The 15,717-nt window shown below is 71.8% G+C and carries 15 protein-coding genes; 12 read left to right on the top strand and 3 right to left on the bottom strand.

All coding sequences use genetic code 11. The features are described 5' to 3' along the window. Nucleotides 1-8 precede the first annotated feature (8 nt). The gene (locus R4I43_RS11120; protein ID WP_324265497.1) at nucleotides 9-1,622 is read left to right on the top strand and encodes a DUF885 domain-containing protein; all 1,614 of its coding nucleotides are present in this window, start codon (nucleotides 9-11) and stop codon (nucleotides 1,620-1,622) included. Here R4I43_RS11120 and R4I43_RS11115 read toward each other — a convergent pair. After that, entirely contained in the window at nucleotides 1,600-3,720 is a 2,121-nt protein-coding gene (locus R4I43_RS11115; RefSeq protein WP_324265496.1) for a RecQ family ATP-dependent DNA helicase, read from the bottom strand. The two genes, R4I43_RS11120 and R4I43_RS11115, sit on opposite strands and share 23 nt — an antisense overlap. Before the next feature lie 301 nt (nucleotides 3,721-4,021). Between R4I43_RS11115 and R4I43_RS11110 the strand changes: the two genes are divergently transcribed. The 5 genes from R4I43_RS11110 to nadD all read left to right on the top strand — a co-directional run bounded on the left by R4I43_RS11110 (nucleotide 4,022) and on the right by nadD (nucleotide 8,369). Continuing rightward, nucleotides 4,022-5,350: a glutamate-5-semialdehyde dehydrogenase gene (locus tag R4I43_RS11110; protein ID WP_324265495.1), complete on the top strand. Its 1,329-nt coding sequence runs from the start codon at nucleotides 4,022-4,024 to the stop codon at nucleotides 5,348-5,350. 2 nt (nucleotides 5,351-5,352) lie between these two features. Further along, nucleotides 5,353-5,934 (top strand): TetR/AcrR family transcriptional regulator, encoded by a 582-nt coding sequence (locus tag R4I43_RS11105; protein ID WP_324265494.1) that lies wholly within the window; start codon nucleotides 5,353-5,355, stop codon nucleotides 5,932-5,934. Between the two features lie 83 nt (nucleotides 5,935-6,017). Next, nucleotides 6,018-7,226, top strand: coding sequence for a cytochrome P450 (locus R4I43_RS11100; protein WP_324265493.1), 1,209 nt, complete (start codon nucleotides 6,018-6,020; stop codon nucleotides 7,224-7,226). A gap of 31 nt (nucleotides 7,227-7,257) precedes the next feature. Further along, nucleotides 7,258-7,479, top strand: coding sequence for a ferredoxin (locus R4I43_RS11095; protein ID WP_324265492.1), 222 nt, complete (start codon nucleotides 7,258-7,260; stop codon nucleotides 7,477-7,479). Nucleotides 7,480-7,760: 281 nt separating this feature from the next. After that, nucleotides 7,761-8,369 (top strand): nicotinate-nucleotide adenylyltransferase, encoded by a 609-nt coding sequence (gene nadD / locus R4I43_RS11090; RefSeq protein WP_324265491.1) that lies wholly within the window; start codon nucleotides 7,761-7,763, stop codon nucleotides 8,367-8,369. Between the two features lie 10 nt (nucleotides 8,370-8,379). Here nadD and R4I43_RS11085 read toward each other — a convergent pair whose 3' ends face one another. Together R4I43_RS11085 and R4I43_RS11080 are read right to left on the bottom strand one after the other, a co-directional pair. Beyond that, a complete protein-coding gene (locus R4I43_RS11085; protein ID WP_324265490.1) occupies nucleotides 8,380-9,099 on the bottom strand; it encodes a DUF1990 family protein in 720 nt (239 codons plus the stop codon). After that, the gene (locus R4I43_RS11080; RefSeq protein ID WP_324265620.1) at nucleotides 9,096-9,302 is read right to left on the bottom strand and encodes a hypothetical protein; all 207 of its coding nucleotides are present in this window, start codon (nucleotides 9,300-9,302) and stop codon (nucleotides 9,096-9,098) included. The genes R4I43_RS11085 and R4I43_RS11080 overlap by 4 nt, the downstream gene beginning before the upstream one ends. 92 nt (nucleotides 9,303-9,394) lie before the next feature. Here R4I43_RS11080 and R4I43_RS11075 point away from each other — a divergent pair, with 92 nt between their 5' ends. From R4I43_RS11075 to R4I43_RS11050, 6 genes are all read left to right on the top strand, one after another. Further along, nucleotides 9,395-10,102 carry a DUF1990 family protein gene (locus tag R4I43_RS11075; RefSeq protein ID WP_324265489.1) on the top strand — a complete coding sequence of 236 codons (708 nt, stop codon included), beginning with the start codon at nucleotides 9,395-9,397 and terminating at the stop codon, nucleotides 10,100-10,102. A gap of 321 nt (nucleotides 10,103-10,423) precedes the next feature. Continuing rightward, complete coding sequence (gene rsfS / locus R4I43_RS11070; protein WP_324265488.1) at nucleotides 10,424-10,807, top strand: ribosome silencing factor; 384 nt, start codon at nucleotides 10,424-10,426, stop codon at nucleotides 10,805-10,807. Further along, nucleotides 10,804-11,424 carry a histidine phosphatase family protein gene (locus R4I43_RS11065; protein WP_324265487.1) on the top strand — a complete coding sequence of 207 codons (621 nt, stop codon included), beginning with the start codon at nucleotides 10,804-10,806 and terminating at the stop codon, nucleotides 11,422-11,424. The genes rsfS and R4I43_RS11065 overlap by 4 nt, the downstream gene beginning before the upstream one ends. 34 nt (nucleotides 11,425-11,458) lie before the next feature. After that, nucleotides 11,459-12,319, top strand: coding sequence for a DegV family protein (locus R4I43_RS11060; RefSeq protein ID WP_324265486.1), 861 nt, complete (start codon nucleotides 11,459-11,461; stop codon nucleotides 12,317-12,319). A gap of 123 nt (nucleotides 12,320-12,442) precedes the next feature. After that, nucleotides 12,443-13,255: a ComEA family DNA-binding protein gene (locus R4I43_RS11055; protein ID WP_324265485.1), complete on the top strand. Its 813-nt coding sequence runs from the start codon at nucleotides 12,443-12,445 to the stop codon at nucleotides 13,253-13,255. Continuing rightward, nucleotides 13,252-15,603, top strand: a complete 2,352-nt coding sequence (locus R4I43_RS11050; RefSeq protein WP_324265484.1) for a DNA internalization-related competence protein ComEC/Rec2 — start codon at nucleotides 13,252-13,254, stop codon at nucleotides 15,601-15,603. The genes R4I43_RS11055 and R4I43_RS11050 overlap by 4 nt, the downstream gene beginning before the upstream one ends. The last annotated feature ends 114 nt before the right edge of the window (nucleotides 15,604-15,717 follow it).

Here is a 15,717-nt window from a genome sequence, read left to right as displayed (position 1 = left end):
CTGCCGGGATGGATGCGGTGCGCGAAGCGGCCGACGAGCTGGTCGAGGTGCTCGTCGACGAGAACCCGCTCAACGAGCTGTTGCAGGGCCTTCCCGGAACCGCCGACCGGCTCGACGACCCGGACGAGGAAGCCGGGGCCGCCGTGCGCGACCGCGCCCTGCGCCTCGCCGCGACCGCGCGCGAACTCGACGGCGACGACCTCACCCGCGAGGTGGTGATCGCCGAGGCGGAGGGCGTGGCCACTCGCATCGAGTCCCGCCTGGTCGAGCACACGATGCACGACTCGGTGGTCTCGCCGCTGGGCAAGGTCCTGGAGATGATCCCGCAGCGGCACCCCGAAACCCCTGATCAGGAACGGGATTTCCACGCCGTGCTCGCCGCCGTCCCGGAGTTCCTGGCCAAGAGCGGCAGGCGGCACCTGGCCGGGGCGCGGGCGGGACGGCTTCCGGTCGCCCGCCGGGTCCGGGTCGCGATCGAGCACCTCGACGCCCACCTGGCCGCACCGCAGGACGATCCGCTGCGCAGGCCACCGCTGAGCTCCGACGACGAGCGGGACCGGCTGCTGGCCGAGGAGGTCCGGCCCGCGCTCGCGGCCTACCGCGACGTGCTGCGCGACCTGCCCGGCAGGTCGGACGACGAACCCGGGCTCTGCTTCCTCCCGGACGGCGCGCAGACCTACACCGCCCTCGCCCGGATGCACACCACGACCGATCGCACGCCCGAGGAGCTGCACCGGACGGGTCTGGCACTGCTGGCCGAACTCGACGAGGAGTACGCCGAGATCGGTTCCCGGGTGTTCGGCCTGCGCGACGCCGCCGAGATCCGGCACCGGATGCGCACCGACCCCGAACTGCGCTGGTCCAGCGGTGACGAGCTGCTCGCCGCCGCGAGAACGGCTGTGACCAGGGCGGAGGAGGTCGCACCCCGGTGGTTCGGCCGGACGCCCACCCACCGCTGCCGCATCGAGCCGTTCCCCGCCGACCAGGCACCGGACGCCGTCGGCGCCGCCTACCTGCCCGGCCCGGTCGACGGGTCGCGGCCCGGCACCTACTTCGCCAACACCCACGCCGCCGAGCAGCGGCCGCGCTTCCTCGCCGAGGTGCTGGCGTTCCACGAGGCGGTGCCCGGGCACCACTTCCAGATCAGCCTCGCCCAAGAGCTCGGCGACGTCCCGATGATCCGCAAGGTCGCCGGGTTCAACGCCTACATCGAGGGCTGGGGCCTGTACGCGGAACGGCTGGCCGACGAGATCGGGCTCTACAGCGACGATCTCAGCCGCCTGGGCATGCTCGCGATGGATTCCACGCGTGCGGCCCGGCTGGTCGTGGACACCGGTCTGCACGCCTTCGGCTGGCCACGGCAGCGGGTCGTGGACTTCCTGCGCGCGAACACCCTCATGCCCGAGGTGGAGGTCCAGAGCGAAACCGACCGCTACGTCGAGTCTCCCGGCCAGGCGCTGTCGTACATGGTCGGTCGCCTGGAGCTGCAGCGGCTGCGCGCGCAGGCCGAGCGCGAAGCGGGGTTCGACCTGCACGCCTTCCACGACGCGGTGCTGGCCAGCGGTCCGCTGCCGATGTCGGCGCTGGCCGGTGCGGTCGCTAGCTGGTCGAGGCGAGGGTGAACGGCAGCACCGCCGGCGCACCGGCCTGGCGGAGCATCCGGCCGACGACCGTTGCGGTCCAACCGGTGTCGGCGTAGTCGTCCATCAGCAGCACCGGCCCGTCCAGCCCGGACAGCTTCGCCGCCAGTTCCTCGTCGATCTTGAACTGGCGCCACAGCGACGCCACCCGCTGCGCGCTGTTGGTGGCGCGGTTCGGCGTCGTGTTCGGGTTCGTCAGCACCTCGCCGAGCAGCGGCAACCGGCCGATCCCGGCGATGCGCTCGGCCAGGCTGCGCACCAGCTTCGGGCGGGTCCGCGAGCCCAGCGCCACGACACCGACCGGGCGCTGCTCCCACTCCCACGCGGCCAGCACCTTGATCGCCGCCTGGAACAGGTCGTCCGGCAGCTCCTGGTCGGGCGCGCCGGTGGCCAGCAGCTCGCGCAGCCGGTTGCCCCAGCCGATGTCGGTGAGCCTGCCGATCGCGCGACCCGTGGTGGCCTGCTCGGACTCGGGAAGCTTGCCGGAGGCCTCCACTCCCAGCGCGGACATGCCGCTGGGCCACATCTTGCGCGGTGCGATGTCCACGCCCGGCCGCTGCAACCGCTCCTGCGCCTGCTGCACGGCCTGCTCGTCGACGTCGGCGGAGTAGCCCGTCCCGGTGCAGTTGTCGCAGCGCCCGCAGGGCTCGGCGTGCGGGTCGTCGAGCTGGCGGCGCAGGAACTCCATCCGGCAGGAGGAGGTGGTCTGGTACTCGATCATGGCCTGCTGCTCGGACCGCCGCTCGGCCTCGATCCGCTGGTAGCGCTCCGCGTCGTAGTGCCACGGCTCGCCGGTGGCCTCCCAGCCGCCCTTGACCCGCTGCACCGCGCCGTCGACGTCGAGGACCTTGAGCACCATCTCCAGCCGGTTGCGGCCCAGCTCCACGTGCGGTTCCAGGGCGGCGGTGGAGAGCTTGCCGTGCTCGGCGAGCGCGTCGAGCACCGCGCGCACGGTGTGCTCCGGCGGGAACGCCAGCGAGGCGAAGTAGCTCCAGATCTCGCGGTCTTCCGGTCCGGGCAGCAGCAGCACCTCGGCGCGCTGCACGCCGCGGCCGGCGCGACCGATCTGCTGGTAGTACGCGATCGGCGAGGACGGTGCGCCCACGTGAACCACGAAACCCAGGTCGGGCTTGTCGAAACCCATGCCCAGCGCCGAGGTCGCCACCAGCGCCTTGACCTTGTTCTCCAGCAGGTCCGCCTCGGCCTGCTCCCGCTCGGCCGGGTCGGTGCGCCCGGAGTAGGCGGCCACCTCGTAGCCCTGCTCCCGGAGGTAGGAGGTGATCTCGTGAGCGGCGGCGACCGTGAGCGTGTAGATGATGCCGGAGCCGGGCAGCTCCTCGAGCCGTCCGGCCAGCCAGCCCAGCCGGGCCTGCGCGGTGGGCAGTCGCACCACGCCGAGCCGCAGGCTCTCGCGGTCGAGGGTGCCGCGCAGCACCAGCGTCTCCTGCGGGTCGGTGAACTCGCCGCCGACCCCGAGCTGCTCGGAGACATCGGCGACCACCCGGTCGTTGGCGGTGGCCGTGGTGGCCAGCACCGGGACGCCCTCGGGCAGTTCGGTCAGCAACGTGCGCAGCCGGCGGTAGTCGGGGCGGAAGTCGTGGCCCCAGTCGGAGATGCAGTGCGCTTCGTCGACCACCAGCAGACCGGCGCTCTGGGTCAGCTCGGGCAGGATCGTGTCGCGGAAGTCGGGGTTGTTCAGCCGTTCGGGGCTGACCAGCAGCACGTCGACCTCACCGGCAGCCACGCGCTCCTCGATGTCGGCCCACTCCTCGGGGTTGGCCGAGTTGATGGTGGCGGCGTGGACCTCGGCGTTGGCGGCCGCGGCGACCTGGTTGCGCATCAGCGCCAGCAGCGGCGAGACGATCACGGTCGGGCCCTCGCCGAGCTCGCGCAGCAGCGCGGTCGCGATGAAGTACACGGCCGACTTGCCCCAGCCGGTGCGCTGGACGACCAGCGCGCGACGGCGTTCGAGCACCAGCGCGCGGATCGCGGCCCACTGGTCCTCGCGCAGCGCGGCCTCCGGGCCGGCCAGTGCTCGGAGTCGTTCCTCGGCGAGTTCCCGCAGCGCTTCTTCATCCACGTCCCGAATTCCTACCGGAAGCTCCTGACGCACCGCGTTCGGGGCCGCGCGGGCGTGTCGGAGCCCCTTGCCGACCGGCTGCGCATCGCACGGTTCTGGTGCCTTGACCGCGGATGGGGGAGCTTCCGGCTGACGGCTTCGACACCGACACGCACGGCTGTGCGGCTGGCCGACCCCGGCGCGGTGCCGGAGCGGGCGCCCGGCTTCCGGATTCGAGGGCTCAGGGAGCTGCCGGTGGTGCTGTCCTGAGGAGCGGGAAATGCGTTGCCAGCGGTGTGACCGCACGGATTAGGCTGGTGGGGTGACCGTCATCGAGTTCCCCACCTCTGACAAGGCCACCGGCGACGAGCTGCGCGAACAGGTGCGCGAGGCCGCGCGCCGGGGCCGCGAGGCCGCCGCCGAGCTGGCCCAGGCCACCCGCGGCGCCAAGGACGCCCTGCTGCAGGACATGGCCGACGAGCTGGTCAAGCGCGCCCCCGAGGTCCTGGAGGCCAACGAGCAGGACGTCGCCGCCGCCCGCGAGTCGGGCATGACCGAGGCGCTGATCGACCGGCTGAGCTTGAGCACCGGCCGCGTCGAGGCGATGGCCGACGGTCTGCGCACGGTCTCCGGCCTGCCGGACCCGGTGGGGGAGGTGCTGCGCGGTCAGGTGCTGCCCAACGGCGTCCAGCTGCGCCAGGTCCGGGTGCCGCTCGGCGTGGTCGGCATCGTCTACGAGGGGCGTCCGAACGTGACGGTCGACGCCGCCGGGCTGACCTTGAAGTCGGGCAACGCGGTGCTGCTGCGCGGCTCGTCCTCGGCGGAGAACTCCAACACCGCGCTGGTGTGGATCCTGCGCGACGTGGTGGCCCGGCACGGCCTGCCGATGGACGCGGTCCAGCTGCTGCCCTGCCACGACCGGGCGTCGGTGCACCACCTGATCACCGCTCGCGGCCTGGTCGACGTGGTCATCCCGCGCGGGGGAGCGGGCCTGATCTCGGCGGTCGTCGAGCAGTCCACGGTGCCGGCCATCGAGACCGGCGTGGGCAACTGCCACGTCTACGTCGACGCCAGCGCTGACGTGGACATGGCGCTGCGCATCCTGCTCAACTCCAAGGCCCGCCGCCCGAGCGTGTGCAACTCGGCTGAGACGTTCCTGGTGCACGCCGACATCGCCGAGGAGTTCCTGCCGCGCGCGATCGCCGAGCTCGGCGAAGCAGGGGTGACCGTGCACGGCGACGAGCGGGTGGTGGGCGCCGGTGGTTCGCACGTCGTGCCGGCCACCGACGAGGACTGGGACGTCGAGTACCTGTCGCTGGACGTCGCCGCTGCGGTCGTCGAGTCGCTGCCCGCTGCGGTCGAGCACATCCGCGAGCACGGTTCCGGGCACACCGAGGCCATCGTGACCAGCGATTTCCGCGCCGCTCAGCAGTTCACCGCGCAGGTGGACGCGGCTGCGGTGATGGTCAACGCCAGCACCGCCTTCACCGATGGCGGCGAGTTCGGCATGGGTGCCGAGATCGGCATCTCCACCCAGAAGCTGCACGCGCGGGGCCCGATGGGCTTGCCGGAGCTGACCTCCACCAAGTGGCTCGCCTACGGCGACGGCCACGTGCGGCCGGGCTCGGCCCCGGTCAAGCCGGGGAGCTGAGCTTGACCCAGGCGCCGCGACGCAAGCGCGATTCCGCCGCCACCAAGGAAGCCCTGCTGCAAGCCGCTTCGGAGCTGTTCACCGAGCGCGGTTTCAGCGCGACGACGGTGCGCGACGTCGCTGCCCGGGCCGGGGTCAACCAGGCGTTGCTGTTCCGCTACTTCGGTTCCAAGCAGGAGCTGTTCGCGGCCGTGCTGACACGCAACAACGAGCAGGTGATCGCCGAGCTCTCCGCCGAGGAGCTGCCCCGGCAGCTGCTGATCAACCTGCTCGACAGCGCCGAGCCCAACGGCGAGCACCCGCTGGTGGCGATGCTGCGCTCGTGGAGCGACGAACGCGCGGCCGAGATGCTGCGCGGCGAGCTCGGCGACCGCTACACCGAGCGGCTCGCCGAGCTCACCGACGCCGACGACGCGCGGCTGCGCGCGGACCTCGTGCTGGCGTGGGTGTTCGGCATCGGCATGGTCCGCTCGGTGCTCGGCAAGAGCCCGCTGTCGGAGGCGGATCCCGAGGTCATCGTCCGTTACGTCACCCGTGCCGCATCCGCCCTGCTGGAGCGAACGGACCTTTCGGACGATCGCTGATCAGGTCGTGCGCAGGGCTTTTCCCGGGCGTAGCGTGACCTTGTGAGCGAGTGCTTACAAACGCTGTCTCCCGGGAGCTGCGCATGACCGCCACGGAGCCGAGGACGTACCCGTTCAACGTCGCCGAGTCCCTCGACCTCGATCCGATCTACGCCCAGTTGCGCGAGCAGGAACCGCTCACCCGCATCAAGCTGCCCTACGGCGAGCAGGCGTGGCTGGCCAGCCGCTACGAGGACGTCAAGGTCGTCCTCGGCGACCCGCGCTTCAGCCGCGCCGAATGCCTCCGGCGCGACGAACCCCGGCTGCGGCCCCGGCAGCAGTCCGGCGGGATCCTGAGCATGGACCCGCCCGACCACACGCGGCTGCGCCGCCTGGTCGCCAAGGCCTTCACCCAGCGCCGCGTCGAGCAGCTCCGCCCGCGCACCCAGGACATCGCCGACGGCCTGGTGACCGCCATGATCGAGCGGGGCGGGCCGGCCGACCTGGTCGAGGAGTTCGCCCTGCCGCTGCCGATCACGGTGATCTGCGAACTTCTGGGCGTGCCCTACGAGGACCGGGCGGACTTCCGGGTCTGGTCGGACGCGTTCCTGTCCACCAGCAAGCTCTCCGCCGATCAGGCCGCCGACCACATCGACCGGATGAACGACTACATCGCCGGTCTGATCGCCCAGCGCCGGGTCGAACCCGCCGACGACCTGATCACCGGCCTCATCGCCGCGCGCGACGAGCAGGACAAGCTCACCGAGGACGAGATGGTGCGGCTGGTCGCCGGGATCCTCGTCGCCGGGCACGAGACGACGGCCTCGCAGATCCCCAACTGCCTGCACGTGCTGCTGACCCACCCCGAGCAGCTGGAGCGGCTGCGCGCCGACCTGGACCTGATCCCGTCGGCGGTGGAGGAGCTGCTGCGCTTCGTGCCGCTCGGCGTCGGCGCCGGTTTCGCCCGCTACGCCACCGAGGACGTCGAACTCGGCGGCGTGCTGGTGCGCGCCGGAGAACCGGTGCTGTCCAGCATCGGTTCGGCGAACCGCGACGAGGCCGTGTTCGACGACCCGGAGGCGCTGGACCTGGCCCGCGCGGAGGCCTCGCACGTCGGTTTCGGGCACGGCCCGCACCACTGCCTCGGCGCCCAGCTGGCCCGGATGGAGCTCCAGGTCGCGCTGCGCACCCTGCTGACCCGGTTTCCCGGTTTGGGTTTCCCGAACTCGCCCGAGCAGGACGTGGACTGGAAGACCGGACTTCTGGTCCGCGGGCCCCAGCGGATGGTCTTGTCGTGGCAAGGTGTCGAGTGATCTCGCTCATACGGGAAGAAGAGGTGAGCTGATGAGTTGGTCGATCGAGATCGACGCGAACACCTGCATCGGATCGGGCATGTGCGCCGGGGTCGCCCCGGACCACTTCGACCTGGTCGACGGCTACTCGACGGCCTTGAAGGACCAGGTCGAACCGGCCGACGAGGTCGTCGACGCGGCGGAGTCCTGCCCGGTGGAGGCGATCCTGGTCAAGGAGGTCGGGACCGGGAAGGTCATCGCCCCAGAAGAGTGACGTGCAACACTTCGCCAGTCGCGTCATGAACCCCGAAGCGCGTGCATCTCACCTGTGCGCGCCCACGAGGCAGCGCCCGCGATCCGAGGTGGGCCCCCAGCCGCCGAGGATCGCGCAGGGCTGCGGGGCCCGGTCGAGGGGGGAGCCTGGACCGGGTCTCGCGGTCGGCCGCGGGACCCGGCGTGGGGTTGAGGGGAGTCCGCGCCGGGACCGTGGCCTCCGACACCCCGGGACGCCCCGCTGACGTGCCTGGTCGGGACGCTTATCTAGGGTTGTCAGCTATGTCTCGTCGCCGGATCGGGGTCATGGGTGGCACCTTCGATCCCATTCATCACGGACACCTCGTGGCCGCCAGCGAAGTGCAGGCGCAGTTCGGCCTCGAACAGGTGATCTTCGTTCCCACCGGGCAGCCGTGGCAGAAGAGCCACGAGGTCGTCTCGCCCGCCGAGGACCGGTACCTGATGACCGTGATCGCCACCGCGTCCAACCCGCGGTTCCTGGTCAGCCGGGTCGACGTCGACCGCAAGGGGCCGACCTACACCGCCGACACGCTCACCGACCTCCACGCGGAGTTCCCGGACGCGGACCTGTACTTCATCACCGGGGCCGACGCCCTCGAGCAGATCCTGTCCTGGCACCGGGTCGAGGAGATGTTCGAGCTCGCCCACTTCATCGGCGTGACCAGGCCCGGCTACTCGCTCAACAGCGCGCACCTGCCGGACGGAGCGGTGTCGCTGGTGGAGATCCCGGCGATGGCGATCTCCTCGACCGGCTGCCGCGACCGCGTCCGCGCGGGACTGCCCGTCTGGTACCTCGTGCCCGACGGCATCGTCCAGTACATCACGAAGCGCGGCCTCTACCGCGAAACCCCGGCGGAGTGGGGTCCCTAGCGGGGGTTGATCAGCCCGGGTGGTCGAGGTGGACGCGCACGACGTCGAGCCGGTGCGCAGCGGCGTCGGAGGGCACCAGCACCACGCCGTCCGACACCTGCACCGGGTCCGGAGCACGTCCGGCCAGGGCTTCCTGCAGGAGCCGTTTCACGCGCTCGCCGCAGTGGCGGTAGAAGCGGAGTTGCGTGCGCCTGCCGAACACCGCCCAGCCCAATCGCACCAGGGGCGCCAGGCCGGGTGAGCGCTGCGAGAAGCCGGAGACGAGGAACTCCACGCGACCTGAGGTGAGGTCCTTGGTCACCAGGTAGCTCATCTTCCCGCGTTCGAGGTGCCCTTCGAGGGTTTCGTACGACCAGCCCCACACCCGCTCGGGACGTGCCTCGTCAACGATCTCCGTGACGCGCACGCCCATGTGGAAGCGCAAGCCGAAGAAGCGGCCCTCCAGCAGCAGGTCCCGGCCCAGCAACGCCGATTCCCGCCGGTAGATCGCGCGAATCCGTCCGGGGACGGCGAACTCGTAGTCGCGGACCAGGCGGCACGCGGTCTCCCAGACCCCGCCCGGCTCGGGCGGCCCGGGTCGTTCGACGCCGAGGCAACGGCGGTGGGAGTCGAAGTTCCAGAGCGGCTCGCGGACTTCCTCCGCCGCGTAGTTGACGTGCCGCCACTCCAGATCCGCCAGCGCCGCGACATGATCGACACCGGCGAGCAGGTCGCCGCGGGTTCCGCTCACTCCAGCTCGCGGAGGGTGTCGCCGATCAACCACAGGGTTGGCGGCCACAAGCCGACGAACAACGCCCTGCGCTCGGCGTTGCCCCGCTCCGACTGGTCGACGGTCTTCGCCCGGATCCACAGGCCGATGCACAGGCCCACCGATCCGAGGGAAGCCACCTGCAGGTACGCGCTGCGCACGCCGATCCGGTGGAGGAGCGCCATCACCGATCCCACCTCGCTGACGTGTGGTTCTGCTCGACTGGAGGGACCATGCCAGCATCCCTGCTCCCAGCCGGTTCCGCGAAGGGAACGACATGGCCAAGATCGCCGGGTACATCACCCTGCTGGCGGGGTGGTTGATGGGAATGGCGCTGGTCTCCTGGCGCTACCTGTGGCAGACCACTGCGCTGCACCGCAGCGAGGTGTGCGTGCGCACCGATGAGCGACCGCCACCGGAGGTCCCCCGCGAGCTGGTCGATGAGCACTGCCAGCCGGACGCGGCCGGTGTGGGCGAGCTCTACCACCGCCTCTTCAGCGTGCGCATCGAGGACGGCGTGCGCGGTCCCGGCGACCTGATGGAGCAGGTGAAGGAGGACCTCAACCTCGCGGCTCCCACCGAGGTGGCGAAGTTCTACAAGACCAGCGGGGACATGGACGACCTGCGGCTCGGTGACGAGTTCGTGGTGCGCATGCCCGGGCCGTGGGACGGGCCCGTGCGGGTCGTCGGGTGCGGGCCCGACCGCTTCCGCTTCGTGACGTTGAAGGGGCACCTCGAAGCGGGTCAGATCGAGTTCCGCGCGGTGCCCGAGGGCGACCTCCTGCGCTTCGAGATCGAGACGTGGGCCCGCCCGAGCAGCGCACTGGTCAACCTGCTCTACGCCCGGCTCCGGCTGGCCAAGGAGATGCAGCTGAACATGTGGGTGCGCTACTGCCTGAGCATCGCGCACGTGTGCGGGGGACGAGCCAGCGGAGGGGTGACCATCGAAACGCGGCGCGTTCTCGATCGAGGCAGCCAGGGGTGATGCGGTGCGGCGAGCCGCATCCGCATCGCATGACCATCACCACGGCCGGAGGGCCCCGGCAGCTCGCCGCGATGCTCCTGCCGCGGCAAGTGGAAGATCAGCCGCCACCGCTGTCGTTCCAGGTCAAGGCCGATGTCGGGGTTTTGTCGCCGACGTGGTGCACTGCATCGGCGAGCGCCCGGCCCTCGGGCCCGCGTGGACCTGAGCGCAGCGCTCGGGGATAAAGGAGTTGTACGCGAAGGCCGGGCGGGTCCTCGCTGGGGCGGGCGGCCTATCCTGCTACCCGGCGCGGGCACACCGAGCCCGCCCGAGAGGAGTGACGTGGCAGCCACCGACAAGGCCCGTGAGCTGGCCCTGATCGCCGCCCAAGCGGCGGCCGACAAGAAGGCCACCGACGTGGTCCTGCTGGATGTCTCCGAGCAGCTGGTCATCACCGACTGCTTCATGATCGCCTCCGCGCCCAACGAGCGGCAGGTCGAAGCGATCGTGGACGCGGTCGAGGAGAAGCTGCGCGCGGCGGGGATCAAGCCGGTCCGGCGCGAGGGCGCCCGCGAAGGCCGGTGGGTCCTGCTGGACTTCGTCGACGTCGTGGTGCACGTCCAGCACGAGGAGGAGCGCTCCTTCTACCAGCTGGAGAAGCTGTGGAAGGACTGCCCGCAGATCGAGTTCGTCGATCAGGGCGCGCCCGCCGAGGAAGACGAGTGAGCCTCGACCGGCTCGTGCTGTGGCGGCACGGCGAGACCGACTACAACCTCGCCGGCCGCATCCAGGGGCATCTCGACAGCTCGCTGACGGCCAACGGCATCGCGCAGGCCGAGCACGCCGCACCGGCGATCGCGGCCTTCGAGCCGGCCGTGGCGGTCAGCTCGGACCTGAACCGCGCGCGCACGACCGCCGCCGCCTACGCCAAGGTCAGCGGCGAACCGGTGAAGCTGGACAAGCGGCTGCGGGAAACGCACGTCGGCGAGTGGCAGGGCCTGAGCGGTGCCGAGGTTGAGCACGGCTGGCCCGGCGCGCTCAACACCTGGCGGGCGGACCCGACCTGGGCGCCGCCCGGCGGTGAGTCCCGCGTGGAGGTCGCCACGCGCGCTGTCGAGGTCGTCACCGAGCTCGACGACCAGTACGAGGACACCGCGCTGCTGTGCGCCCACGGCGGGCTGATCACCGCGCTCACCGCGAAGCTGCTGGCCCTGCCCGTGGAGCTGTGGCCAGGCCTGGGCGGCGTGCGCAACTGCCACTGGGTGGTGCTCAAGCGCCGCAGCCCGAGCGATCACCGCTGGCGCCTGATGGCCTACAACGCCGGCGTCCAAGCGCACGTGTGATCGCATCCGCCGTCTGACGTCGTAGGGTTGCGCCGTGTCCATTGCCGTCGTTACCGATTCCACGGCTTACCTGCCGTCCGGATACGCCGCTCGGTACGGGGTTCGGGTCGTTCCGCTGCACGTCAGCGTGGACGGTGGGAAGCACGTCGACGAGACCGAGTTCTCGCCCTGCGACCTCGCCGGTGCCCTGGAGCGCAAGCACCGGGTGACCACGGCCAGCGCCACCTCGGGTGAGCTGGCGCGCGCCTACCGGCAGGCGCTCGACGACGGCGCCGAAGGCGTGGTCGCGGTGCACCTGTCCCGGCAGCTGTCGGGGACGTGGGACGCCGCGCGGCTGGCCGCCCGGGAGACCGATCCGGACCGGGTCCGGGTGGTCGACTCGCGGTCGGCGGCGATGGGGCTGGGGTTCTCCGTGCTCGCCGCCGCCGACGCGGCGGCGGTGGGCGCCGACCTGGACGAGGTGGAGCACACCGCTTCGGTGACGTCCGCCCGCACCACCACCGTGTTCTCCGTGCAAACCCTGGAATACCTGCGGCGCGGCGGCAGGATCGGCACCGCGGCGGCGGTGCTGGGCACGGCGCTGTCGATCAAACCCCTGCTGCACGTCCACGACGGGCGCATCGACGCGCTGGAGAAGGTGCGCACCACGACCCGCGCGATGGCCCGGCTGCGCGAGATCTCGCTGGACGCAGCGGGTTCCGCACCTGCGGCGGTCGCGGTGCACCACCTCGCCGCGGCTGAGCACGCCGAGGAGCTCGCGGCGCGGTTCACCGCCGAGCTGGGGGAGTCGGTCGAGTGCGTGGTCTCGGAGGTCGGCGCGGTCATCGGCGCGCACATCGGCCCCGGATCCGTGGGCGTGGTGGTTCTCCCGAACGGGTGGCGTTTCTCCGGGTGAAAACCTTTCGAGGCGCGGATTCCACACCTTCGAGCTGAATCCCGGGACAGTTCGGTCCACAGTAGTCAGATGCACGAAAAATGAACGTGCACAACGACTTTCGGTCGCGCTACTGTCGTCGCCATGTTCGACTCGAAGTTCTTCCGCGCTGCCGACAACCCCTCCTACGAACAGCTCGACACCGGGTCCCGGTTGCAGACCTTGCGCCGTGAGGCCGAGCACGACGAGCCGACGCGACGACTCGAGCGCAACTACTCGGTGAAACCGCCGGGTGGTGGCCGAAGTTCGCCGTTGTCGCGGCTGGCCGAGCGATGGCTGCCCGAACCCCTGCTGCGGTCCAGAGTGGACCCCGGCCGCGCCGGGGTGCTCGCGGTCGGGCTGGTGGCCGCCGCCGTGCTGCTCGGCGTGCTCGTCTTCGCCTGGTCGGGACGCCCGACCGCCGAACCCGTGCCGCCACCGCTGCCGCCTCCGCCGCCCCCGGTGGCGACGAGCACCGCTCCTGCGGAGCTGGTGGTCAGCGTCGTCGGCCGGGTGGAGCGTCCCGGGCTGGTCACCGTCTCCGCCGGTGCCCGGGTCGCCGACGCCGTCACAGCGGCCGGCGGGCCGTTGCCCGACACCGACCTGACCGGACTCAACCTCGCCCGGCGCCTCGCCGACGGCGAGCAGCTCTACGTCGCCATTCCGGTGCCCCCGGAGGCTCAGGCCGCCCAGCCGGGCCAGTCCGGTTCGGGCGGCGGTGGTGACGGCAAGCTCGACCTCAACGCAGCGACGAAGGAGCAGCTCGATGGACTACCGGGAGTCGGCGAGGTCACCGCCGAACGAATCCTGCAGTGGCGCACCGAACATGGCCGCTTCGACTCGGTCGACCAGCTCCGCGAGGTCGGCGGGATAGGCGATTCCCGGCTGTCCAAGCTGCGCGACCTGGTGCGGGTGTGATCCGGCGGCCGGACCTGCGGCTGGTTCCGGCGGCAACCGCGGTCTGGCTGGTGACGCTGCTGGGCCTGCGGGCGGGCTGGGCACCGGCAGCGGTGACGGCGCTGGCGACCACGGTCGTGGCCCCGCCGATCTGGGCGTACTCGCGACGCGGGCCCGCTGTCCGGGCGGTGCTGGTGGTCCTGCTGCTGGCAGGCGTCGGGGGCGCCGGGGTCGCCGTCCGGGCTCACGACGTCGCCGAGCACCCGCTGCGGCACGCGACCGGCGAGGGCGAGCGGGTGACCTTGCGGGTCGAGCTGACGGCAGCGCCGACCCCGTTGCGCGGTGCGGCTTTCGGCGCCAGCCGCGCGCAGGACCGGTCGCTGGCCAGAGCGGACCTGGTGACCACCGAGATCGGCGGGCACCGGTTCCGGGCGGGCGGTTCGGTGGTGCTGCTGGTTCCGACGGACTCGTGGCGCGGCCTGATCGCCGGGCAGCGGCTCACCGTCCGGGGCAAGGCCGTGCCACCGCGCGCGGGTCAGCTGGTCGTGGCGGTGGTGCCGGTCTACCGGGCGCCGAGCGAGATCACCCCGCCACCGCAGTGGCAGCGCGTGGCCGCCGAAATGCGGTCGGGGTTGCGCGAGATCGCCGCGCAGCGGCTCGCCCCGGAGGCGGCCGGGCTGCTACCGGGGCTCGTGGTGGGTGACACCGCGGGGCTGGCACCCGAGGTGGAGCAGGAGTTCGAGACGGCCGGGCTGAGCCACCTCACCGCCGTGTCCGGCGCGAACCTGGCGATCGTGTGCGGTGCGGTCCTGGTGCTGCTGCACCTGCTGGGCCTCGGCCCGGTGGTCTGCGCGCTGGGCGCGGGCGTGGCGCTGATCGGGTTCGTCGGACTGGCCGGTCCGGAACCGAGCGTCCTGCGTGCCGCGGTGATGGGGGCGATCACGCTGCTCGCGCTGGTGCTCGGCCGTCGCCGCTCAGCGCTGCCGGCCTTGGCGGCCAGCGTGATCGCGCTGCTGCTCCTGCTTCCGCAGCTGGCGATCAGCGCGGGGTTCGCGCTGTCGGTCGCGGCCACGGCGGGCCTGGTGCTGCTGGCGCCCGCCTGGGCGGCTGCGCTGCGGGTTCGCGGCGTTCCGGTCGGGCTGGCCGAGGCGGTCGCGGTGCCGGTGGCCGCGCACGTGGTCACCGCGCCGCTGATCGCCGCGATCTCCGGCGGCGTGAGCCTGGTCGCGGTACCGGCGAACCTGCTGGCCGCACCGGTGATCGCACCGGCGACCGTGTTCGGGGTGCTGGCCACCATCACCGCACCGATATCGACGTGGCCGGCAGCGGTCTTCGTCGAGCTGGCCGGGCCGGAACTGGAGTGGGTGCTGCTGATCGCCGACCGAGCCTCGGCCGTGCCGGGGGCGGTCGTGGACTGGCCGACGGGCACCGGCGGCGGACTGCTGCTGGCGGTTCTGCTGCTGGTGGGGCTGATCGCGTTGCGAGGGAGGAGAATTCGGCTGCTGGCCGTGGTGGCGGTGCTGCTCAGCGCGCTGGTCGTGCTGCCGGTGCGCACGATGCTGCCGGGCTGGCCCGCGCAGGGGTGGAGCGTGGTGGCCTGCGACGTCGGGCAGGGCGACGGCCTGGTGCTGGCCACCGGGACGCCGGGGGAGGCTGTGGTGGTCGACACCGGACCGGATCCTCGCCGAGCCGCGAACTGCCTGCGGCGCTTGGGGATTCGCCGGGTCCCGATGGCCGTGCTGACGCACCTGCACGCCGACCACGTCAGCGGGCTGCGCACGGTGTTGGGCGAAATCCCGGTGGGTGCGGTGGCGGTCGGGCCGTTGCGGGAACCGAGGTGGGCCTTCGACGACCTGGTGCGCGACACCCGAGCGCACCGCACGCCGATCGTCGCGCTGCGGTCCGGACAACGGCTGACCTGGCCGGGCCTGGTGCTCGACGTGCTGGCACCGGACCCGGGCGTGACCCGCACGCAGACCGCCGACGACGCCAACGACGCGTCGCTGGTGATCCGCGCGACCACCCCGTCTGGCCGAGTGCTGCTCACCGGTGACGTCGAGCTGCCGGGGCAGGGGAGGTTGGTGTCCTCGGGCGCGGATCTGCGAGCCGAGGTGCTCAAGGTTCCGCACCACGGGTCCCGCTACACCACACCGCGTTTCCTGAACGCGGTGCGACCGAGGCTCGCGCTGATCAGCGTCGGCGCGGGCAACGACTACGGCCACCCGAACCCGTTCGTGGTCGACATCCTCACCCGCGCCGGCACTCGAGTGCTGCGCACCGACCAGGAAGGAGACATCGCCGTCCTACCGGGACAGCAGGGGCCGCGCTTCGCCTCGCGCGGAGACCCGCTGCGCGCCACCGACAACTGACCGTCCGAAGTGAGCAAGGAAGAAGGGCGGGTGGTGGTCCGCTGGGACCACCACCCGCCCCGGGAAAGGAGGACTGGCCGAAGAACTGAATCAGAGGCCCCGCGCCAGGGTGAC

The sequence above is a fragment of the Saccharopolyspora mangrovi genome, from assembly GCF_035320975.1.
In the GTDB taxonomy this organism is placed as follows: Bacteria; Actinomycetota; Actinomycetes; order Mycobacteriales; family Pseudonocardiaceae; genus Saccharopolyspora; species Saccharopolyspora mangrovi.
Note: the sequence above shows the minus strand (reverse complement) of the source record. Positions and strands in the feature narration are given on the sequence as shown.